The 23,011-nt window shown below is 39.7% G+C and carries 24 protein-coding genes; 19 read left to right on the plus strand and 5 right to left on the minus strand.

Features of this window, described 5'->3' with window-relative positions; all coding sequences use genetic code 11:
• The first annotated feature begins 108 nt into the window (after positions 1-108).
• Both A8B79_RS09370 and A8B79_RS09375 read left to right on the plus strand, forming a co-directional pair.
• On the plus strand, positions 109-540 hold the full coding sequence (locus A8B79_RS09370) for a hypothetical protein (RefSeq protein ID WP_066221482.1): 432 nt from the start codon (positions 109-111) through the stop codon (positions 538-540).
• A 96-nt stretch (positions 541-636) separates the two neighbouring features.
• Positions 637-822, plus strand: a complete 186-nt coding sequence (locus A8B79_RS09375) for a PDZ domain-containing protein (protein WP_066221485.1) — start codon at positions 637-639, stop codon at positions 820-822.
• Here A8B79_RS09375 and A8B79_RS09380 read toward each other — a convergent pair.
• Positions 800-2,791: a serine hydrolase domain-containing protein gene (locus A8B79_RS09380; protein ID WP_066221488.1), complete on the minus strand. Its 1,992-nt coding sequence runs from the start codon at positions 2,789-2,791 to the stop codon at positions 800-802. The genes A8B79_RS09375 and A8B79_RS09380 overlap by 23 nt on opposite strands.
• The gene (locus tag A8B79_RS16160; protein WP_161485160.1) at positions 2,792-2,938 is read right to left on the minus strand and encodes a hypothetical protein; all 147 of its coding nucleotides are present in this window, start codon (positions 2,936-2,938) and stop codon (positions 2,792-2,794) included. It abuts the gene before it with no gap.
• A gap of 146 nt (positions 2,939-3,084) precedes the next feature.
• Here A8B79_RS16160 and A8B79_RS09390 point away from each other — a divergent pair, with 146 nt between their 5' ends.
• The 17 genes from A8B79_RS09390 (at position 3,085) to A8B79_RS09470 (ending at position 17,359) form a co-directional block, all read left to right on the plus strand.
• Positions 3,085-3,360 carry a hypothetical protein gene (locus A8B79_RS09390; protein WP_066221494.1) on the plus strand — a complete coding sequence of 92 codons (276 nt, stop codon included), beginning with the start codon at positions 3,085-3,087 and terminating at the stop codon, positions 3,358-3,360.
• A 144-nt stretch (positions 3,361-3,504) separates the two neighbouring features.
• The gene (locus A8B79_RS09395; protein WP_066221495.1) at positions 3,505-3,738 is read left to right on the plus strand and encodes a hypothetical protein; all 234 of its coding nucleotides are present in this window, start codon (positions 3,505-3,507) and stop codon (positions 3,736-3,738) included.
• Between the two features lie 119 nt (positions 3,739-3,857).
• Positions 3,858-4,100, plus strand: a complete 243-nt coding sequence (locus A8B79_RS09400) for a type II toxin-antitoxin system Phd/YefM family antitoxin (RefSeq protein ID WP_066221499.1) — start codon at positions 3,858-3,860, stop codon at positions 4,098-4,100.
• Positions 4,097-4,363, plus strand: coding sequence for a Txe/YoeB family addiction module toxin (locus A8B79_RS09405; protein WP_066221502.1), 267 nt, complete (start codon positions 4,097-4,099; stop codon positions 4,361-4,363). Before A8B79_RS09400 ends, A8B79_RS09405 begins: the two co-directional genes overlap by 4 nt.
• A 115-nt stretch (positions 4,364-4,478) precedes the next feature.
• Positions 4,479-4,931: a hypothetical protein gene (locus A8B79_RS09410; protein WP_066221505.1), complete on the plus strand. Its 453-nt coding sequence runs from the start codon at positions 4,479-4,481 to the stop codon at positions 4,929-4,931.
• Between the two features lie 147 nt (positions 4,932-5,078).
• Positions 5,079-5,330 (plus strand): hypothetical protein, encoded by a 252-nt coding sequence (locus A8B79_RS09415; RefSeq protein WP_153038409.1) that lies wholly within the window; start codon positions 5,079-5,081, stop codon positions 5,328-5,330.
• A 186-nt stretch (positions 5,331-5,516) separates the two neighbouring features.
• Complete coding sequence (locus A8B79_RS09420; RefSeq protein WP_066221509.1) at positions 5,517-5,795, plus strand: type II toxin-antitoxin system Phd/YefM family antitoxin; 279 nt, start codon at positions 5,517-5,519, stop codon at positions 5,793-5,795.
• A complete protein-coding gene (locus A8B79_RS09425) occupies positions 5,792-6,088 on the plus strand; it encodes a type II toxin-antitoxin system RelE/ParE family toxin (RefSeq protein WP_082894131.1) in 297 nt (98 codons plus the stop codon). The genes A8B79_RS09420 and A8B79_RS09425 overlap by 4 nt, the downstream gene beginning before the upstream one ends.
• 127 nt (positions 6,089-6,215) lie before the next feature.
• Positions 6,216-7,169, plus strand: a complete 954-nt coding sequence (locus tag A8B79_RS09430) for an endonuclease domain-containing protein (protein ID WP_066221512.1) — start codon at positions 6,216-6,218, stop codon at positions 7,167-7,169.
• A 224-nt stretch (positions 7,170-7,393) separates the two neighbouring features.
• Positions 7,394-9,340, plus strand: coding sequence for a triple tyrosine motif-containing protein (locus A8B79_RS09435; RefSeq protein ID WP_066221514.1), 1,947 nt, complete (start codon positions 7,394-7,396; stop codon positions 9,338-9,340).
• A gap of 16 nt (positions 9,341-9,356) precedes the next feature.
• Entirely contained in the window at positions 9,357-9,902 is a 546-nt protein-coding gene (locus A8B79_RS09440) for an EF-hand domain-containing protein (RefSeq protein ID WP_066221517.1), read from the plus strand.
• A gap of 37 nt (positions 9,903-9,939) precedes the next feature.
• On the plus strand, positions 9,940-10,485 hold the full coding sequence (locus A8B79_RS09445) for an EF-hand domain-containing protein (protein WP_066221522.1): 546 nt from the start codon (positions 9,940-9,942) through the stop codon (positions 10,483-10,485).
• Positions 10,486-10,690: 205 nt separating this feature from the next.
• On the plus strand, positions 10,691-12,454 hold the full coding sequence (locus A8B79_RS09450) for an OmpL47-type beta-barrel domain-containing protein (RefSeq protein ID WP_066221525.1): 1,764 nt from the start codon (positions 10,691-10,693) through the stop codon (positions 12,452-12,454).
• Positions 12,455-12,458: 4 nt separating this feature from the next.
• A complete protein-coding gene (locus A8B79_RS09455) occupies positions 12,459-15,575 on the plus strand; it encodes an OmpL47-type beta-barrel domain-containing protein (protein WP_066221528.1) in 3,117 nt (1,038 codons plus the stop codon).
• Positions 15,576-15,781: 206 nt separating this feature from the next.
• Entirely contained in the window at positions 15,782-16,630 is an 849-nt protein-coding gene (locus A8B79_RS09460; protein WP_153038410.1) for an ankyrin repeat domain-containing protein, read from the plus strand.
• Positions 16,631-16,838: 208 nt separating this feature from the next.
• Positions 16,839-17,072 (plus strand): addiction module protein, encoded by a 234-nt coding sequence (locus A8B79_RS09465; protein ID WP_066221535.1) that lies wholly within the window; start codon positions 16,839-16,841, stop codon positions 17,070-17,072.
• Complete coding sequence (locus A8B79_RS09470) at positions 17,069-17,359, plus strand: type II toxin-antitoxin system RelE/ParE family toxin (RefSeq protein WP_066221538.1); 291 nt, start codon at positions 17,069-17,071, stop codon at positions 17,357-17,359. Before A8B79_RS09465 ends, A8B79_RS09470 begins: the two co-directional genes overlap by 4 nt.
• 61 nt (positions 17,360-17,420) lie before the next feature.
• Here A8B79_RS09470 and A8B79_RS09475 read toward each other — a convergent pair whose 3' ends face one another.
• From A8B79_RS09475 to A8B79_RS09485, 3 genes are all read right to left on the minus strand, one after another.
• Positions 17,421-19,250, minus strand: coding sequence for an FG-GAP repeat domain-containing protein (locus tag A8B79_RS09475; RefSeq protein WP_066221543.1), 1,830 nt, complete (start codon positions 19,248-19,250; stop codon positions 17,421-17,423).
• Positions 19,240-20,301: a YncE family protein gene (locus A8B79_RS09480; protein WP_153038411.1), complete on the minus strand. Its 1,062-nt coding sequence runs from the start codon at positions 20,299-20,301 to the stop codon at positions 19,240-19,242. The genes A8B79_RS09475 and A8B79_RS09480 overlap by 11 nt, the downstream gene beginning before the upstream one ends.
• An 89-nt stretch (positions 20,302-20,390) precedes the next feature.
• On the minus strand, positions 20,391-22,778 hold the full coding sequence (locus A8B79_RS09485; RefSeq protein WP_201118555.1) for a choice-of-anchor B family protein: 2,388 nt from the start codon (positions 22,776-22,778) through the stop codon (positions 20,391-20,393).
• Between the last annotated feature and the right edge of the window lie 233 nt (positions 22,779-23,011).

Below are 23,011 nucleotides of genomic sequence, written 5' to 3' on the forward strand. Positions count from 1 at the left end.
CCGCATTTTTAACTTTCAGGTAACTGATTAATTCTGTTACTTTCAGAAAAACCGAAAACCCTCGCCGCTTAAACGCGGGGTCGTTATGTTACTTTAGAAATTACAGCTGTGATCATAGACTGGTATAAATCGCATGATGAAAAAGAGAAGAGCAATTTTGTTGCTGTTTCATGGGTCTTGATTGCAGTTTTAGGTTTGATGCTTATTGTTCTCTCAATTGGTCAAGAGCATGATGATTACTTCAAAGCCAACAACGGTCTTTTCTTAATGTGTATAATGACCTTAGTATTGATCCTAATTCGCAGAAAGACGTTTGATCAAATTTTTAAAAACAGTTTTAAACTACTGAGTAAAAAAAGACCTATTGAATTGCTCTTTCTCAGTGATTTTATATTTCTACTCTCGGTTCTGGCTGTACTAATTTCATTCTTGTTCGTTTTGGATCTTACATTTATTTCCAAAAATGGTTTGCAAATTGGTGGCGTTGTTGCAGTTTCTATAGCTAGTTTGTTAAACTCACTCAGAAAAACAGTAACATAACAAGCGTTTCAAACGGACTCGGTTAGGGTTCGAAACTTTAATAAATTAAACCAGGCTCGCCGCTTAAACGCGGGGTCGTTTGCCTACCAGCTGATCATGGAATATCCCAGCATTCCCCGAGTATTGGGATTATTTGTAACCGAAATCAACAAAAGTGGACCTGCTTACGAATGCGGAATCATGCCGAGCGATGTGATCGTACAGATTGGAGAAGAGCGTGTAACCAGCGACATACATGCCCGGGCTTTATTTAGCGCTATTATTTGTCACTCCATTTTTTAAAATAAACATTCCTGGTTCTTCCGTTCGAAGCATTGAAACCGGTGATTTCTCCCGCCTCGTTACGCACAAAATCTACCTCGGCAATTGGGTATCCTGCACTAAATGTGTCGACGCTTCCCGGCGACAATTTAATATCATCCGCCAACTGATAATTTTTAAGCATCAGGCTGCTGTCTTCAATGACAATATCATACACCGTTTCTATTTCTTCACTGAAGTATCGACCGGTAAACTCCTCCATTTCATCCACCGTCAGCTCAAATTTTATTTTCTTCGCGATATGATTTCCGTTTTGGTGCAGGGTAAGCGAATCAGCAGTATAATCTTCATTTCTGTGAAAGGTGACTGAGGCATTCACTCCAACCAAACTAAAGGTAGAGTCGGATGTGGCTGTAATATCAACTTCCGGCTGACCGGTAGCCTGTGTGTAAATCCTATCGTCATCTCTGGAAAAACTGAGGATAAAACCGGGCATAACTTCCAGTTCATAGCGACCGGTTAGCGGATCAAAGTCCGTCGGGTCGTATTCAAATTCCTCTTTCTCTTCAGCAGCCATTTCTTCATCGGCTTCTGCTGAATCTGCTTCCATATAATCATCAAAAAAGGCCTCTGCTATTTGATTGGGAATACTTCCATTAAAAGAAGCATGATTGCTCTGAGTCACCACGGCTGCATCAATTCCCGGGAACACCATAAGCATGGAGCGGTGCGCCAGATCGGCTCCTCCATGATGGAAGTAATCCAGCCCTTTGTATTTAGCTACAAAAAAACCCAGGCCGTAGCCGGTTTTATTGCCCTCATTTAACTCAAAAGAGGTGGTCATTTCCTCAACCATAGCTTCGGTTCCCACCTTTGGATCCTGAAGATTGTTAATCCATTTTGAAAGATCACCGAGGGTAGTATAAATGGCGCCGGGCCCCATACCACCGCCCAAATCACTCACTTCGGCAACGCTACCATCTTCGGAAGGTTGATACCCCTGGGAACGGTTTTCAATGACCTCTCCCGGGTCGCTGCGGGAAACTGTGTGATTCATACCGATAGGCTCAAACACATTTTCTTTCATCCATTGAGGGAAACTCATATCGCTAATTCGCTCTATAACTTCAGTCATAAGCACATAACCGGTATTATTGTAATTCCACTCGGCTCCGGGCACGTTTTGTAATTCCGGCTGGCGCTGAACAATTTCAATCACCTGTTCCTGACTTAAACTTGAACTCGGATTGCGGCCCGTCATAGCCAACAAGTTTAGAAACTCACGATATCCGCTGGTGTGGTTTACAAGATTCCTGAGTGTTACAACATGATCAAATTCAGGCAATTCAGGTATATATTTACGAACGTCATCATCCAGGTCCAGCTTACCCTCTTCTTCTAAAAGCAACAATCCAAAAGTTAGAAACTGCTTGGAAGTAGACCCGATGTTATGAAGTGTATTTTCCTGCATAGGCACATTATGAGTAAGGTTAGCCATGCCATACGATTTTTGGAAAATAACCTCTCCGTCTTTCATCACCAGGGCTGCTGCGCCGGGCACGTCATTTCCGGAGTATTGCATCATCAGCTGATCCACTCTGCCGGCCGGCTCTTTTGCTACCGGCTCAACATGTGAAACCAGCAAACTGTAATCTCCCTCTTCCTCTTCAAAAGGGGTTATTTCAAAAGTGTACTGCCCCGCGTCTTCTGTATTAAACTGAAAATTTTCATGGCCCCGTGCAGGACTGTCAAAAGAAGCAACAGGCGTTCCATCCGGCCCTTTTACGGTAATCACCACGTCCACCGTTTTTTGATCGGCATAGCCAAATACAAACTGATCAGCGTCAATGGTAAGTGTGAACACATCGGTTTCACCTGTTTTTAAGGCATCATCAATTTCGTCCCCGACTTTTAGCGGGGTTGTGGTTTGAGCTATAGAAAAGCCTGTGGTTAACAGAAGAGCTAAAAGTAACGTCGTTAGTTTTTTCATTTACTTGAGTTGATTTGCATTCCCGATAAATATTCCCGAAAGATTCAAAAAGGTAACAGAAATTATTACTTCTGCAACCAAAATCCTTGGGTTGGTTTGTTCGTATCTTGGATAATAATTGTTTCGATGAATTTGTGCTACTTTCATATATATGTACCTCAGAGGTTCTCCGACTAACGAGACGGGTAACATCTCAAAAACAATTAATGATGAGTTTGAAGTATGATTTTTGGATATTATCCACCGCGTGCTAACAAAACCCTTGTTCGGATAATATTATGTTATATTGCTAAATGGAATCAGAAATTGAACCGATGTATGTAGAATGTGGCAGGCATGGCAAGCGCATTTCTTCGGTAGTGTGTTGTCATTTGTTAAAGAATGAAGGAGATAAAGTAGGATTTGTTGAAAACGTTAGCCATCCCAATGACCTTCAAGCTTGGTGCGAACGATGTGAAAAAGTATTCGAAGAAGAAGGTGGTATGACAGACATCTTTAAAGAGTTTAATGGAATGACTATTGTTTGTGTTGATTGTTATTCCAAGTCAAAGGCTTACCATTCTTTATGAATACACAATTTACACACAGTAATTGGCAACATAACAAACGTTTCAAGTGAACTCCCCGAATGCTCGAGGCAGGCTGGTTCCGAACTTTAATAATTTTAACACGACTTGCCGCTTAAACGCAGAGTCGTTAGGTTGTTTTCAAAAATGTCTATCAAATTATCTAAAGTCGATTCGCTGTTTATCCTCGATCAAATCGAGTTGCCAGAACAATTGAGAATTAAGCTAGAGAAAAATGATGATCTAACTGAAGATGAAGCTGATGATCTCAGAGATCTTTGTGGAGAAAAGCTTCAAGTTTCTGGCTTTGATTTGGATTACAATGCGAATGAAATTGGAAAACAGTTAGAAAATTTAATAGATAAGCTCTTTATTGGGTAATGTTGCAACATAACAAGCGTTTTAAGTCGGACGCAGGACCGTTATGCTACCTTTTCATAAAATTTGACAATACGCACGCAATAACGTACGTTTCATTATATATTTAAAATCATCAAGTCATGAAAACACTAACAGCCACGCAAGCTCGCAAAGATATTTATAGGTTGCTGGATGAAGCGTCTGAGACACACAAGCCCATCCAAATTACCGGGAAACGCTCCAATGCGGTATTGGTAAGTGAAGAAGATTGGCGGGCTATTCAGGAAACGCTTTATCTTTCTTCCATTCCAGGAATGCAGGAGTCCATTATTGAAGGAATGAATACCCCTCTTGAAGAAACGGAAGAAGAACTTGACTGGTGAGTACCTATAAACTCGTTTATACCAAACAAGCTACGAAGGATGCCAAAAAAGCCGCTTCGTCAGGTTTAAAACCCAAGATCAAAGACTTATTGGAGATCATTCAAGAAAACCCTTTTGAAGAATATCCTCCATATGAAAAGTTGGTTGGCAATTTGGAAGGAGCTTATTCCCGCCGAATCAATATCCAGCATCGCCTAGTATATCAAGTTTATGAAAAAGAGAAAGTCGTTAAAGTGATCAGAATGTGGACGCACTACGATTAATCGGTAGCATAACAAGCGTTTCAAGTCGGGCTCCCCGAATGCTCGGGGCAGGCTGGTTCGAAACTTTAATAATTAAAACCAGACTCGCCGCTTAAAAGCCGGGTCGTTATACAACATGAAGATCATTCCCTATTTCTTATTTACTTTTTTCCTCTTTCTTGGAGGTTGTGCCAACCACTTAAAAAGTAGTTGCTCGGAATATTTTCAATCCTGTGAAAGACAAACAACTGCTTTAGATTGTGATCAATTAACTCATAAAAATTTAGATTGGGTTCCTAAGATTTCAAAACTACAAGGGCCACTTGATATAAGTGAAATCGAGAGTTTTAAAACTTCTGATCAAGTTTCAAAGGATTTTATCTCCGAATCAGAAGGAGCAGATTCATATTGGTGGTACGTTGACGGGCACAAAGAAAGAGGAACCCAAGGTATCATATCAGTTAAAGGTTGTACTATTTTGACACATCAATCTCTTGAAATTTGGATCTTAGACGACATTGCAATGTTGTATAACAAGCGCTTCAAGGCGGACTCGGGAAGTGGCTCCGCAATTTTAACTTTCAGGTAACTTATTATTTCTGTTACTTTCAGAAAAACCGAAAACCCTTCGCCGCTTAAACGCGGGGTCGTTATGTGCTTTTGAATGAAACAGGCTTTCAAAATTCTTAAAAGTCGACCAAAGGTCAATATTAAATTAACTAGAGATCCCGTTTCCATGGCAGACGACTGTCTCAGTAATGATGAAATAGTAAATACTTATTCATTTCTCGAAACACATATCCTAGTTAATCAAGTTTCCAGAGATTATTTACCTAGAGTTCGTGGATCTGGTCATAAATGGGACTGTGTATTTAACGGAGTTAAGATTGCAACCATAACTTATAATGATGTTCTTCCTGAGGTTGAAAAAATAGATTTTGAAGAAGAAAATGTAATGCACTTTGTTTATCACTCAGCAAAATTTTAGCGCACATAACAAGCGTTTCAAGTCGGGCTCCCCGAATGCTCGGGGCAGGCTGGTTCGAAACTTTAATAATTAAAACTCGGCTCCCCGTTTAAACACGAGGTCGTTAGCCTGCTAAAGAAATTTTAAAAAACTTTTTTGTTCTGTATTTAGTACATTAATCAGTACAATTAATTAATTCTTTATCTCATGTCTCACATTCAACTTGATCAAGATATACGATCACTTTCCGATTTTCGGGCAAATGCGGCGTCTTTTATAGAACAAGTTAAATCAGAAAGACGACCTCTTGTTATTACACAGCATGGTAAAAGTTCTGCGGTATTAATAGATGTGGAAGATTATCAAAAGATGCTCGACAAAATTCAGTTATTGGAAGAATTAACTACTGCGCGTAAAGAATTAAATAATGGAGAAGGAGTGAGTCATGAAAAGTTTTTCAGTGAACTGAGAGCTGAATATTCATGATGAAGATTATTTGGTCACCCACTGCCAGATCTAAAACCAGACAAATTCTCGAATACATTTCTAAAGATAATACAGACGCTGCGTTAGCTCTTCTAGACCAGTTTGAAGAGAAGGTCGAAGAATTAAGACAGAATCCATTAGTTGGTAGAGTTTTACCTGAAACAAATAATCAGAGTATTCGAGAAATCGTAGTTCGCAAAAATTATGGTGTTATTTATGAAGTTTTTCAGAATTCTATCGAAATTTTAACCGTTCGACATTTTCGGCAAGATTTCTCTATATCTAAACTATAAATCATGCGGACTAACAACCGTTTCATGCGGACCCGCCAGCTGGCGGATTCGAAACTTTAATAATTAAAACCAGACTCGCCGCTTAAACGCGGGGTCGTTAGGTCTACAAGAAATACTTGAATATTAAATGAAGTATCCAGGACAACCAAAAGATGAAGCTCCTTCTTGGTATAGCGATAGAGGTCAATCGCACATTGAAAAAAAGTTTTCAGATGCGGTAGATGAATTAGCTGGAAAGATCGAAAGTGAACATTGGTTTGGTGATAAAAAGAAACATGGACGCTATAGAGTAGATTTTATTCTAAAAGATGCCCGATTAATTATTGAATTAGATGGGCATAAATATCATTCTACACCTGAGCAGTTGGAAAAAGATGCAATACGTCAACGTTATTTGACAAGAGCTGGCTATACAGTCATTAGATTTACAGGTAGAGAGATAGTACGAAATGTAGATTCTTGCGTTAATGATGTCAGAACTATCTATTCAGAACGAATGCAACGTGAACCGGCCAAATATAGAGCCATGTATATTGATTATGAATTTTTTATCGATGAGCTTAAAAAAACTGTAGATTTTTATACCGGTTTATACCCTGAAAGAAACTTCGTGCCCAAAAATATTGAAAATACATTGTCATATTTGGTTGAGTGGTTGCATGAAAAGTCATATATAACGTCTTTTATATTTCATTTACCACAACATAATGAAATTCTAAAATCTATTAATGGTAATGTGAAAGAATATGAAAAGGGTGAAATCAGGATAAACACTATTCCAGATGATTTATATTCAGTTGTATTAGGAGAACATCTTGAAAGCTATTCACATTTTTTCGATGAGTTTTTAATTGTTGCTGATGATACAATTTATATCGAACCTCTGCGTCAAGTATTGTCAAGTGTAATAGCAAAAGAAACTACAGGTTCACATAATCATTATTATATTCCAAATTGCAAATTACTAAGAAAAGGAAATGAAGACACTAACTTCAAGAATACAGAGCTTGTGAAAGTAAAATGGCAACGTCTCTCATGTCCTTTGGGAGCATCATTTGGTTTAAGTTTAAACGAAATGTAGGCCTAACAAAGCAAATCAAGCGGACGCAAATGCGCTTAGTTGCCTACATTCAAAGGCTTAGGTTCACCGCTTAACCGAAGACCATTATTCTGGTTTCAACATACTGAAATAGACATAAACACACTTATCTGGTGGAATTGACACGATATTTCACTTTTTTGACACGTTTGTTTAACTAGCCCCCAATAGATTATAGCCAATAAAATTCGGGACTATTAAACACGTTGGCTTTTAAAAAACTAAATATACTAAGTTATATACTACTTATACTTTTTTTTGGTATTGGTAGTGGGAATGCACAAACTTCTAGGGCTATAGAAGACTCATTAAGAGAACAGAAAGGGGTACGAAACTTTCCTGTTGAGGAGTATTTCCAAAATATTCAGATTCATTCTATTACTATAGACAGCCGAGGCTTAGTCTACTTTGCTCAAGCTCATGGAATTGTAGAGTTTGACGGTATTGAGTGGCGTATGATTTCGGTTCCAGATAGCGCCGAAGTTAATGCGCTTGCCGTAAATTCGGATGGAAGAATTTATGGCGGTGGCGAAAACATATTTGGTTATCTATATGTTGATGATGCTGGAAATACTAAATTTCAGTCGCTGGTTGAAAGCCTATCCTCTCCTTTTAACGATACCATTATTGAAATAAAAACGTTTGGCGATATCGTTTACTTCATTGGTTTTAAAACCATTATTAAGTATTCGGATGAAACAGTAGAAATAGTTGGTCGGGGAAATTTTTTAAGTGCTGGGTTTTTAGGTAATACACTTATTGTTTCGGATCAAGACCACGGGCTCTTATATATCGATGAGATTGGAAATATGACTCCGATTTCTACGAAAGAAGCAAGAGTAATAAGAGCTCAAAAAATGAAAGCTCTATCACCCCAACAATTACTTATTTCAACACGCTCATCTGGTTTTTTTACCGCCCAAATTGAAGAAAACGCGTTAGCGCTTGTACCATGGGGAGAGCCAAGAGATCCCAATCTCCGTCAAGCATCTATTTCTTCCATAGATGTATTTAACGACAAACTTGTTGCTCTTGGTTCATTTCAAGATGGTCTCTTTCTAACAAATCTTGAAGGTCAAATTGTTCAAAAATATTCCGCTGAAAATGGCTTATTGAATAATTACGTGTTCAACGTCTTTTTTACGCAAAGTGGCTCACTTTGGGCGGGACTGGATGAAGGCACCTCCCTTATTAAAATACCCCAGGAATTAACAAAGGTAAATGTTGCAACTACAGTTGTAGCAGAAAATTTTGCACCGGAAGACACCACAAGTACCGAAAAAGGTTTTTTTGCATGGATTAAAAGTGCCTATAACGAAAGTCTTGGTGGTTGGTTTTCAGAAAAGCAAAATGAAGAAGAAAAAAGCAATGCATCCCTGGATAAAACGGCAGATGTATTTGCTGCTATCGTCCGGAAAGTTGAATATACGCCAACAGATTCTGTGATTTTTGGCGGAGCCTTTTCAGAAACAAGAGGTGGGGTTCAAGTATTGGACCAATCTGATTCTACAAATTTTGAATTTGATTACGACTTCAATGCTTTTCGTTTTAGCTACAGCACTAATAATTACGAAGATATAGAAGGACTTCAATATCAGGTTCGGTTAGATGGCTTAGATCATAGTTGGTCGAAATTAAGCAATAATACCTATCGGGAATATACCAACCTTAGCTGGGGAGAATACGTGTTTCTTGTTCGGGCTCAAGATGTAGAAGGAAATCTTAGCCGATCGGCTTCTTTTTCATTTTCCATTAGTCCGCCATGGTATGAGTCTACGTGGTTCTACCTGCTTCAATTTACAGCATTGTTAATGGCCCTGGTTGTTTCGGGGATTTTGAATAAAACAGGTAAAGCTATTTCTCTTTCCGAGGCACTAATCGCTGTAGTAGTAATTGTCATTTTCCAATATGTGGATTTCTATATCGACCCTTATTTGGATGAATACTCAGATGGAATAGCAGTTTTTAAAATAGGAATCAGCATTGTGTTTGGTTTTAGCTTGGAGTTTATAGAAGAACTTTTTCACAAGATTGTAGCAAAACTCACTGGGCTTGAAAACATCGAACCTGATGTGGAAGATGGCTTATTAGAATCAGAAACCAACAGTATAAAGGAACATAACGAAATGAAAATTTCAACTAATAATAACTAAAACAACGGTGCAAATTATGTTAACACCTTTCCAAAAAAGAAAACTAACCCGCTACTTTAACTGTCTGGATACAGACGCAAACGGGTACTTTGAAAAAGATGATGTAAACCGAATTGTGGAACGCCTTGCTTCCGCTCGCGGCATTGACGAAGGAACAGAAGCCTATGAAGAAATTCAGGGTGGCATAGATATGATCTGGAATAACGCCAGAGTGTATGGATACAGCCAGAATCCTAATAAAGTAACCCTTGGCGATTGGCTTCAACACGAAGATGTAGTGCTTTCTACCGAAGAATGGCGCGAAGAGTACATGAAAGCGGTAACCCGTGGGGTATTCGACTTGATTGATGCGGATGGTAGTGGCGAAATCTCGATAGATGAATATACCCAGCTTATGACTGCTTTTGGGGTAGAACAAGGAATTCCGGAATGGGCCTTTAAAAAGCTGGATCTGGATGGAAGCGGTGTCATTGAAAGAGAAGAATTCGTGACCATTGTTGAGCAATTCCATATGAGTGAAGACTTAGATGCACCGGGCAATTATTTGTTCGGACCTTACTAATCAAACCCACAAATTTTTAATAAAAAAATACAGAATCATGTTAACACCTTTTCAACAACGTAAACTAACCCGTTATTTCAACTGTCTAGATCTTGATGCTAATGGCTTTTTCGAGCAAGACGATGTGGACTTAATAATAGAACGCCTCACCACAAAACGAGGTCTGGATAAAGGCTCTGAAGAGTACGCCTCTATTGAAACCACCATTGGAATGATTTGGCAAAATGCACGTGATCTTGGTATCACTAAAGATCCAAATAAAGTAACCTTGGCCGACTGGCTGGCTCACGAAGATGTAGTGCTTTCGAGCGAGGAATGGCGCGAAGATTATATGAAAAAAGTAACCCGCGCTGTTTTCGATTTATTTGATGCAGATGGCAGTGGTGATATCTCCATAAAAGAATACACCGATATAATGACCTCTTTTGGTGTGGCTGAAGGAATCCCAGAATGGTCATTTCAATATCTGGATTTAAACGGAGATGGCGAAATTTCAAGAGATGAATTTGTGACCATCGTGGAGCAATTTCATATGAGTGAAGATTTAGATGCGCCAGGCAATTATCTGTTTGGTCCATATTAAACAAAAAATCTCGTTCGAAAACGTGAGTGCTTTGTCTCTAAAAAAGTACTCATAAATAATACAGAAGTAACAGCCCGCTTAAATAACGGGCTGTTTTAATAGTCCATTTGGAGGAGAGTGAAGTCTCCTTCAGATTTTAATATAGAATGTACACCAATTAAAGCGAATAAAAATTTTAGGTCAAATTACTTCAATTATTAATGCCATGAAAAAATCATCACCATACACAAATTCTATCCGCAGATTTTTGCTGATTATAGTTTTTATGATTACAGGAATTTTAGCGGCAGCTGCCCAAACAATAGACATTGATCCCATGCAGCATAAGCTAAAAGTATATAAAGATCTAGAAACGCAGCGGCTATTCTGGCCCAAAGATTTACCGGTGTATGTTTGGTTGTCAACTTCACCCCAGCAAACGGCGCCAAAACATAAACTGGAAACGGCCAGCATAAAACAACAAGAGTCCGTTGAAGCTTTGGAGCAATCGCAGATAAATTTAGAGCTTTCCGGCAACCAATATTTGCGTTGGATTAACTACGAAACTAAGGACACACTTCTGTTAGAATTTCAAGCTGATGGACTTCCCCCAAGTTCTAATATTATACTAAGCGGTGCGGAAACGCATCAATTTGAAGAAGTAACTTATAAAGGGCGGGGATTGAAAGCAGAGTTTGACGCAAATGATGAACATGCGGGTGTAGAGAATATCTACGTTTCGGTGAATGGAGCTGATTTTGCACCTACTTTTGGCGTGTATGATTTTAATCAGGAGAAAGAATACAGTATAGCCTATTACGCAGTAGATCATGTTGGTAATGCTGAAAAGGTGAAAAAGGAACTGTTTTTTGTGGATCTATCAGCCCCAGTTACCCAACATCAAATTGTGGGAGTACATCAAGGATCAATACTTTCACCAAGCGCTGAAATCACTCTTTCTTCTAATGATGCACATTCAGGATTAGCTACAACCGCCTTTCACTTTAATCAACAAGAACAAACAGAGTACAAAGAGGCTATATCGGTATCACTTCTAGATGAAGGCTCCCATATGTTGTACTACAATTCCAGAGATAATGTGAAGAATGAAGAAACCGAAAATGTATTTCAATTCTATGTAGACCGCACCTCTCCTCAAACCATTTTAAAAATAGAGGGAGATCAGCATATAGGAGACAGAACCTACGTATCTAACCGAACGGAGTATAGACTTACATTTTCTGATAATAAAACAGGGGTTGGTTCTACCCATTTTCAAATTAATGACAACCCGGATCGAACGTATGAACATTCTACAATTAGTTTACCCTCCACAGAAGGGAATTACCGGTTGGCATTTTGGTCGGTTGATAACGTCAACAATAAGGAAGAAAAGAACGAACAAGACTTATATGTAGATCAAACGGCTCCCACGTCTACACATTCGTTTAATGGGACTTCCTTTACGCAGCGCGGTAAAACCTGGATCACCTCTCAAACAGCAATGGAGATAACAGCCAGCGATAAAGAAGCGGGAGTAAAGAAAATACAGTATTCGGTGGAAGGGGACGCGAACAATCAGGTGTATACTGATGTTCTTCCATTTAACAACGAGGGTGAATTTGTAATATCCTATGGCGCAATCGATAATGTAAATAATGTAGAAGAAAAACAGCGTGTAGAAGTGGTGGTTGATAACAGCCCGCCAATGGTAACAGTGAACTACAGCTCATCAAAAATTGGATCCGGAAATGCAGGAGATGGCTCTGTACTGGATCAATATCCCATCGGAACGGTATTGTATTTAGCGGCAACTGATGAAGCCTCCGGTGCAGAAAGTATCCGATACAGCCTGAATGATGAGGCAAAAAAACCTTTTGCTATGCCGTTAAATTTTGAAAACCCGGGTGAGCAAAAGATAGAAATCTATGCAACCGACCGTGTGGGAAATGAAGCAATTAAAACACTTAGGTTTATAATTTCGGAGTAATACTATGTATTGGAATCTGAATAAAACCGAGCTAAAAAAGCGCCTCACATTTGGGTTGATCCTGAAAATAGGATTGATAACACTTTGCTTTTTATTTGTGATAACGGAAGCCCTTTATGCTCAATCTCCTCCAGCTAAACCGCCACTTGAACATGAAATTCAAACGTATCGCGCACCCGACAACAAAGTGTTTATAAACCAACATCAGTCGTACCAATTTATGTTTTTGGGGATGCAAAGTGAAGCAACCCAAGTGCTTGAAGATGCCGAAAAACAACGTTCACAATTACTCCCCGAAGGCGCTACAAATGTACAGATTTCAAACGCTGACGGTAGCATTATCAGCTATCCACTTGTGGTAGATGGAACTGCACCTGTTTCAACCATAGAACTAGTAAATGCACCTCTTTTTACAAACGATGAAGGAAGGTTGTATGTAGGAAAAAGCATGTCGGTTAAATATGAAGCCGTTGATGAATCAGCTGGTGTGTTAAACACTTATTGGGCATTAAATAATGGCGCTTTCAATCCATTTACTGAAGAAAACCCTGCTTTTAGAAACAATCAAAACTACATGTTATATTATTATGCCGTTGATAGAGTTGGCAATGTGGAGCCGGTACAAACGCTGGAATTTGAAGTAGATGTAACAGGTCCACAAGTTCTTCAACATGTTGAAGGTCCACAAAATCTTTCTGTAATTGCAGCAGAAGCTACCATAAGTTTAGCAGCTACGGATAATGCCTCTGGCGTAAACAGTATATTTTTCTGGTTCGATGAAAATGAGGCTTCCCAATACAGCACCTCTATTTCTTTAAACGATCTTGAAGATGGAGATCACATCCTTTTTGCCTATGCAACAGATAATGTGAAAAATGCTGGAGATACATTGGCTTACCGTTTTTACCTTGACAGAAATAGCCCTGAAATAGCCGTAGAGCTTTCGGGAGATGTATTTAAGCAAGATGCCACAACCTACCTTTCTTCCGAAAGCAACATCACTCTTATTCCTCGTGATAATAAATCTGGTGCTGCTTCAACAAAGTATCAGATTAATCAAAACCCCGAACGCCCCTACTCCAACCCTATACGGCTCCCATCAGTTAGCGGAACATATACCGTAACCTATTACTCAGGAGATGTGGTTGGGAACACCTCTGATAAGGAAAGCGTGAAGCTGTATTTGGATAATGGACGCCCAAGTACCAATATTCGCTTTCAGGGATACTATTCTAAAAAGGGCGATGGGTATGCTATAAATCCGGAAACTAAGATTGCGCTCGATGCCGGAGATTTGGAGTCTGGTTTAAAGGAAGTGCGCTATAAAGTTAATGATGAGCCGTGGGAAGTTTACACTACTCCCATTTCTTTCACCCAAAAAGAGACTGTTTCATTGTCTTACTACTCTATCGACCAAGTGAATAACCAAGAAGAAGAACAACGCATAAAGCTGACGATACAAGAAACAGAAAATACAGATTTATATGTTCAACCTGAGCGAATAAGCCCTGAAAATTCTTCATTTATGAAAATTGAAGAAGCCATTCAGGGGCCGGATAAGGAAGTGTATCTATGGTTAAGTTCGTCAGATGCAGAAGATAGCGAAAAATTTATGTTAAGCTTTTCATCTGATAGCTCAAGGGTATTTCCTATTAATTTGCAGAAAAATACAGAGAATATTATACAAGTTGAGGTTGATGAAAGTACTACCCATTATCCTATTACTATTGACGGAACCCCTCCGACATCAACAATCGAGGCTTCGGGAGCAGCTTCATTTAAACAGGGAGAAACACTGATTTTTGCACCAGGTGTGAATTTGGCGCTTTCGGCTTCAGATAATATTACAGGAGTGAAAGAAATGTACACCTCTGAAAATGGCGGCCGGTACCAGCCGTATGATAAAATGCTAAGTGGCTATTATACCGAGCAAAACTATGCCATCCGATATTATTCAGTTGATGAAGTGGGTAATGAGGAAAATGAACAGCTTTTTCAATTTAATGTGGATGCTACAGCACCGATTACCTCCCATCGTTTCTCGTCTAATTTTTCAGGGTCTAATCTTTCGGAATATACTACCCTATTGCTTGAAGCTGATGATAATTTGGCGGGAATAGACACCACCTATATTCAACTTAACAATGAAAAACCGATTATATATAATTCAGAAATAAAACTTTCTGAATTGGGTGATTTTGAAGGGGCGTATAACACCATTTATTATTATTCGGTAGACCGGGTGGGTAATAGGGAGCAGAAAAAACAATTCAACTTCAAAATTGATAAAACCGGCCCCGTAGTAAACGCTGTTTGGCAAGGTCCTCATTTTGAAGCAAAAAACCAGGTTTATATTCATCCAACTACAGAGCTGGCCTTAAAGGCAAATGATGAAGAAATGGAAATCCGAACTGTTTGGTATTCTACTAATGGTGAAAACAATAGGCAACCTTATAGTCATCCAGTTTCATTTAAGGCTGGGAGCTTTTCAGTGCTACAATTTGCAGCAGAAGATGAACTGGGTAACCAAAGCGAGGTACATAATTTAAATGTTGCAGTTGATGGAACCGCACCACAAACACAACATGTTATTTCAGGAGACAGAATTGAAAGCAAAAACGGATTTATTTTTGGACCAGGAGCAACATTAAGCTTTTCAGCTGCGGATCGGGCATCTGGTGTAGCGTATATTAATTACAGCATAAACTCCGAAACCATGACTCGTTATTCACAGTCGATTCAGTTTAAACAGTCTGGCCAAAAAATTGTGCGCTTTCAAGCTGTAGACCAAGTAGGCAATGTTGAAGAACTTCAGGTACTTTCAGTACTATACGATGAAACTGCCCCTGAAATAGATATTAGTTTCAGCAAGCAACCTCATCAGCAAAACGATAAGGAAGTAACAATAGATGCAGAAACACTTATTTCAATCACATCCATTGACAGAGAATCGGAAGTAAAATCACTAGAATATAAATTGAGCGAGCAAGACTATAAACCTTATTTCCGTCCGATTAAAATGCAGGGAAGTTCACCTCAAAAACTAATCATTAGATCCATTGATCTGTTTGGAAATGAGCAAATAAAAGTCATCGCCATCCAATTAAACAGTAAAAAATAACCAAACAATTGTAATTGAACGATTTTGAATGAGACCAAAAGTCGACCTTCGGATACTTCCGAAAGTTGACCCCGATTTAAAAATCTAAACTTCCAACTTCAACTATTCAATTTTGATGAGTTTGTTCTTATTTCAAAATTTCGTTACTTCAAGAAAAACAAATACTCCGCACCGCTTAAACGCGGGGTTGTTATGTTGCTCTTTAAATGAATAGATTCCCAATGCATCTAAAGCCAATTCTAGTACTATTTCTTTGTTTTGGAATATCCTTGCTTAGTTGTTCACTCATGACAGGTCGCAATACTAAGTTTTTTAAGGAAACTAAAGCTTACGAGTTAGCTAAAGCAGTTGAAAATGGAAATCTGAAAAAAACTGAACGCTTGGTTAAGAAGGATCCCTCTTTATTGGAGGTTACCAATCCAATAAGTGGATCTAATGTTCTTGCACTCTGTTTATACGTCGAACAGTTTGAGTCATTTGAAAAGTTACTCCAACTAGGAGCTGATCCCAATTTTACGAATCCATATACCAATTACAGTATATTGATTAATTCAATCATGCCTTTTGGAAGTAGTTCAGAATGGATAAAGGATAACCGCTATGCTAAAACATTATTGGAATACGGAGCAGATCCAAATTATTCAGTTGATAAAGATTTTGTCAATGAGAAAGGACATTACATTTCGGCAACTTCTCCACTCATTAAAGCATCTAGCTTAAATCTTGATCTTGTTAAACTTTTGGTTAGTCACGGTGCTAATCCTTATTCAAAGTTAATTGAGGATCAAAGAATCCCATTTGCTAGTTCCGTAAGTGCAAGCAAATTTGATATTATCAATTATTATATAGATTCATTGAATGTCGATGTTCTAAAACCAATGAGAGTAGTTGTGAGAAAACCAGAGAACATTGAAGTCACTTACTATATTCAAGATTATATAAAACGGTTCATGTCATATAAGGAAGGATCTGAAGGATATAAAAAAAGGGAACAGCTAATATCTAAATTAGAAAACATGGGAGTAGATTTTGAAAACTACGAATATAAGCTTTAGTTCCTTTCCGCAACATAACAAGGCGTTTTAAATCGGACGCGGATGGGGTTCGATCGAACTTGTTTGTGAGGAATTAATTTCGCTACTTCAAGGAAATCATAATCCCCGCGCCGCTTAAACGCGGGATCGTTATACCGACTGCAATAATGCATCTCGCTTCCAGTTCTCTTCAGTAATAAGTACATTCTGATAAACTAACTTATTTATTATGATTACCAACCCCAAAGAAATTGAAACTTCGGCTTTGAACCTTGACAAAAAGAATAAAGCCCGTCTGGTTGATAAACTATTGCAAAGTATCCATGGTAAAATTGATCCTGAAATAGAACAGTCTTGGATTGATGAAGTTCAAAAGAGAAAGGAATCACTTAAATCAGGAGACGCCTCCCTTCATTCTTCTAATGACGTTTTAAAAGAAGCCAGAAAACGTATTCAAAAGTGACTATTAAATTTCATTCAGAAGCCAGAAAAGAATTCTTTGAAACTTCCGAATATTATGAGGAACAGGTTGTTGGGCTTGGGGATGAATTTATTAATGAGGTAGTAAAAGTTTTAGATGTCGTTGAACAACAACCTACATCCGGAACTAAAATCACTAAAACAGAACGAAGGTTTTTAGTTTCCCGCTTTCCATATGGAATCATCTATTCTGTGGAAGACGAGCTTATTACCATATTTGCTGTTATGAATTTAAGACGAAAGCCCGGATACTGGGCATCTCGAACCTAAAACCGTGAGCATAACAAAGCGTTTTAAGATTACTCAGATACCAGCCCCACAATTTTAACTTTCAGCGTTTATAAAAAAGAACCCCACCACCACGGGTACCCGATAAGAACTCCGCAACACCATCGCTATCAAGATCGGTGAAGTGTGGGCTTCCCAATTGCGTTGTACGCACGGTAAAAGGGAAGGCTTCTTTGGTGAATGCCGGATCTGTTGACGTTCCTGTATTCCTAAAAAAGAGATAGCCATCGATCTTGGTGCCTAAAAAGAGATCCAGATCTCCATCACTGTCAATATCATACAATGCCGGAGCACTGCGTTGCAAACTTTCAACTTCAGGAAAAACATCCGGTACGGAGATGAATTCAGGGGCTTTGTTTGTCCCTTCATTTCGAAAGAACTCAACTCCACCTCCCGACTGTCCGGCTATCAAATCCAGATCGCCATCCGCATCAAGATCTCCCAAAGAGGGAACTGCATTACTTCCTCGTGGCAGATCGGCAGCATTTTCCTTAATCAACTCAAAGCCTGAACCGGTATTTCGATAGAAATCCATTCCTCCTTTCCAGTTCCCAAGTATAAGATCCGCTTTTCCGTCTCCATCCAGATCACCCAACTCAGGAGCATAATGATAAGCCGCCGGCAATTCCAGACTGCCGCTCAAGTGAAACTCGGGAATCTGTTTGGTTCCACGATTCTCAAATTGATAAACAACCGAAGAGTTCCGGTTATCGGGATCGATCTTATTGGATACCAACATATCCAGGTCTCCGTCCCCATCCAGATCACCGGTAGTTACAATGCTTTCGTCTCCGGTATCAATCATGGAAAGAAATTGTTCGGTTTGTAACTCAAAGCGATTATCCTGTTGCTCGAAAAAGTAGAAATTATCTGCCGTGGTTTCATTCGTGTTATAAGCGCCACCCAGTACACCCAGAAACAGATCCATGTCTCCATCACCTTCCCAGTCTACCAATCCCGGCACATTATAACCGCTGGTCATGACCGGACTGGATGGTGGAAATGAACGTGGTTCGCCAACAAATTGTGGATTGCTGCAACTGCCTGTGTTTTCTAAAAGAAGTATACTGGGTTCAAAGAAATCACCCCAAAAAATATCCTGATCACCGTCGTTGTCGATATCGATGAAAGCCATCGTATTTGCTCCGTGGAGCGTACCAAATTGTTTCACGATCTCAATGTCCTGAAATCGTTTTGTGATAAGTTTAAAGAGAGGTGTGCCTTTCTCATCGCGTCCTTGAGATTCATAACGAGCGAGTGTTCCATCAAGGCTTCCAATGAAAAGGTCAGGCATGCCATCACAATCAATATCCGTAACGTTGGGAATATTCTGCCGATCCGAGAAGATCGGAGTTCCATTAATGTCTCGTAAGGAATCTGCAACCAATGTATAGCTGGCCATTTCAGCCGTTCCTTCATTTCTGTAATAGCGAATGTAACTATATGGTTGTTCAGTCAACAAATCCATATCTCCGTCCTGATCCATATCTACAAACCGAAACCACTCACCAATATCCAAACCCTTATAAGTATTGGTGATCCATTTCAAAGCTGATTTAGTTCCCGGTTCACGGTTTTCAAAAAACATTAATTCGGAAGAGTGTTCTTGCAAGAACAGGTCCGAATCGCCATCATTATCAATATCCACAAATTGCGGACGGGGCGTATTCAATCCACCTATAAATGGAAACTGAATTTGATTGCCTTCTTTATCGAATACAAAAAATGGATCGATCTGCTGTTGATAGGTTTCTGCAGATTCTGACACGATCAGTTCTTTCTGTGCAGTACACGCGTTTATCAGAGTAATGATGAAAACTGCTGAAAAGAAGTATTTCAGCATCTTTAAAATATGGGATCCTTTATTGAACATTGGTTCCTATACCGGTGGCATTTTTGCCGACTTCAATCACTTTGATGATCTCTTTGCTCTGAGTGTCGATAACCACCACTGTTCCAGGAGCATCTTCTGCCGTTACTCCTTCAGGCAAATAACCTCCGTTTCGATTGTTGTTGCTTACATATAAAAATTTACCATCAGCAGATAGTGCAGCGCCGTGTGGTTGACTTAGTCCATTGCCTTTGATCACTGCATCTATTGCACGCTTTTTCATATCGATCACTGTTACCGTGTTGGTGCCTTTATTTGCAAAGTATACAAACTGACCATCCGGGGAAAAAACGGGATGCCATGGTGCTGCATTCACAGCAATAGCCTCTTCCAGCGCCGGAGATACCGGGTTTGTAATATCAAATATCAATAATTTGCCTGTCATTTGGCCGGTTCCCACCATGGTTTTTTTATCCGTAGAGATCGCAAAATTTACCAGCATGTGATTCATACCTTCCAGATTTGTCAGCTCTGAATCAACTTCTTTAGAACTCACAGACAGAAACTGATTTGAAGACAAGCTCCCAACAAAAATCCGATCGCTACCCGGTAACGTGGTTATAGCATGTGGTCGGGTAAAAAACAGATCCTTCTCGGATTCCAGACTCATATCACTGCGATTGATTACTCCAAAACTTTGAGGAGGATTCACTGCACTCATTGATCGCCCTACATAAAGTATATCGCTGTCAGGATCCATCGTCATCAATCCCGGTACTTCTATTTCGGTTTCAGCTACCAGTTTATTATCTCTGTTAAACTTAAGGACTCTGTTTTCCCCAATCAGAGTTACATACCAGTGCGAACCATCCGCTTCTGCAATTACATGATGTGGTTTGGCATTGGCGCTAAAACCCAGTTCTTGAAGATCAACGACCGCTACGATTTCGTGCGTATTATTATCAATCACGCTGATACTGGCCGAACCTTGATTACAGGTATAAATATATTGAGGGTTAGCTATCTGGCCTTTTACATAACCGGTCGATAAAAGGAATATTAATGCTAAACACGAGCCTAAAAATCTACGCATGATTGGAATTTTCTCTGCTTATGATATTATTCTTATAAAAAAAGCAGCCCATCTGTATGATAAGATAGGCTGCTTTTGAAACGATTTAATTACTGGCTGATTGCCTTAGCATTTGTATCCAGTACGAAAAGACCTTCACGACCACTGGTCATAATAACTAAACCACTTTTGAAGAATGGATAGTTACTCCAGGTTCCGGCAAAACCGGGTGCATCTTTAGAGAAAGGATCAGTATCGAAGTCTCCTACTTTTACAGGATTTGCAGGATCAGAAACATCAATCACCTGAAGCCCACTTACATAATTAGACTGATACATTTTATCGTCTTTGATGTAAAGGTTGTGATCAGATGACGGGATCTCTACATAAAACTCTCTCAATAGTTGAGGATCATCCAGATCGGTCACGTCCCAAACCATTGTACGAGTACGCTCTACTGCTCCCATTAACTCATCAAGCTCATCATTCTGAAAGAAGTACTTATGATCTTCTGTCAACCAACCTTGATGAACATATCCATAATTAGGATAGGTAGCTGTAGAAAGAGCAACCGGATTTTGTTTGTCGGTTACATCAGCAATACTTACTGCGGTTTCATTTGCACCAAAGCAGATCTCGCTTCCCTGGTGATCTTCATCCGGGCCATTGTATATTACACACTGTGCATCATGCGAATAACCCGTACCACTTCTTCCTGTTGATGGATCAGAAAAACAACCTTCAAATTCAGGATTTGCCGGGTCTTGAATATTCAACATATGAAGACCGCCACCACAAGTGTTTCCACCTCCGCTGCTACCAACGATAAAGGCGTAACCGGTTTCTTCATTGATTACTACGTTATGAGCACTGTGAATACCTGTGTACAGAGCGGTTTCTTCTAACTGTAATGGTTCGCCATCAAATTCCCTTAGCTTAGTTAGATCCAGTATCTGCATTCCATGTTCTCCGGCGCCATCAGCTACGATATAAGCATGGTTTTTATATACCTTGATATCTCTCCAAACATTTGCACGAGAGCCTTCTGTCATAGGCAGGTTACCTACGTATACCGGATTACCGGGATCAGCAAGACTAACAAAAGAAGTTCCTTCATTTCTTCCAACGAGTGCATATTCCACGCCGGTCTCAGGATCGGTCCATCCCCAAATGTCATTAACACGAACACCGCGTCCGCCACCAATATCACTTACAGGAAGGAAGGAGATCAAATCTACATTTTTACAACCAAATTGTTCAGCTTTCAAATCATCACACTGTACTCGTCGCCCCTTTACAGGTTCCAGCACAGAAGATTCTTCTCCGATAATCATTTTAGAAGCCATCCAGTCACCTGAGCCTTTCTTCTCCATTATGACTGCAGAACCGGCACCATAATCTGCGCCGATCAATCCTACTACTGCAATATTGCCATCCATAGCCATTGAGCCGGAGAAACCGTCGCCTGCTTCTTGTTCTCCAACAGGTAACTTGGAAGAACCTGTCCACGCACCATTTTCATCCATCATAAACTGATAAATATTTCCGCTTGAGCCATTAGCTCCCGGAGCTCCTACCCAAACTTCATTTTCAGCAAATGCTACTGAAGCGCCAAACTGATAACGTCTTTCAACATCAAATGCCGTCAGCAATCCGGAAGGACTCCATTCTCCATCTACATTTTCATATACAAAAACAGTTCCCATCGCATTGTTGTTGCGGGGAGCTCCTACCAAAATTCGATCTCCTTTTATAGCCAGAGAGGAACCAAAACGACTTTGCTCCTGAGCCTGATTACTGCTTAAGGTAGTAGCCATTGTCCACTCACCGTCCATATTATTCATTACAAACACGGTGCCGCCCTCTCGTTTCGGAGCGCTTACTACAAGTTGATCACCATCAATAGCTAATGATGATCCAAAATTAGCTGTAGAAGTATCCGGATTCATGATGTTGCTTTTCAACGCCCAAACACCGCCCGAAGAACGCTGGAAAACCATTACAGAGCCTTTTCCGTCTGCATAGCTTGGAGCGCCTACAAATGCATGATCGCCCGTCAATGCTACACTTGCACCTAATCCGCCGGCTGTAATATCATCGCCGAGTTTAAAATTAGCTTTTTGTGACCAGGTTCCGTCACGACCGCGTTCAAATATATATGCGGCTCCAATCCTGTCATTAGCGCTTGGTGCACCAATCAAAACGCGGTTTCCATCTGCTGACAGTGCAGAACCAAAATTATCACCAATTACACCGTCTTTGGCCATAACACGGGCCATTTGATCCCAGTTGTTACCTTTCTTACCAAAAATATAGACGGTACCGGGTTGGTGAAAATTTGAAGGTTCGCCAACAAATACACGGCCGTCAGATACGTCAACGGCACGGGCAAAGCCTTGCATGGCTTCTAATGAACCATCCGGCGTGGTTTGAGCTTGAATCATGGTCACAGGGACACATAACATTACTATTAAACTTAAAAGTGATATACGTTTCATGAGATTTATTTTATTTGCAGTGTAATACATTTTTACTCGGTGTTTTTGTAGGATCAAGCCGAGATAGAGTTCATTAGTATATTGAATTTATAGCGATTTTAAAACTTCGCAGAACCCGGGTGTTTCTATGTTTTCGTTATTTATTTGAAAAGAGAAATGGCATTTGAGCTCGCTAATCAAGAGTAATCTTGTGTACAATAAAATAAATGAGTTACTTCTATAAGAAACGTACA

The organism is Balneola sp. EhC07 (genome assembly GCF_001650905.1).
Classification (GTDB): Bacteria; Bacteroidota; Rhodothermia; order Balneolales; family Balneolaceae; genus Balneola.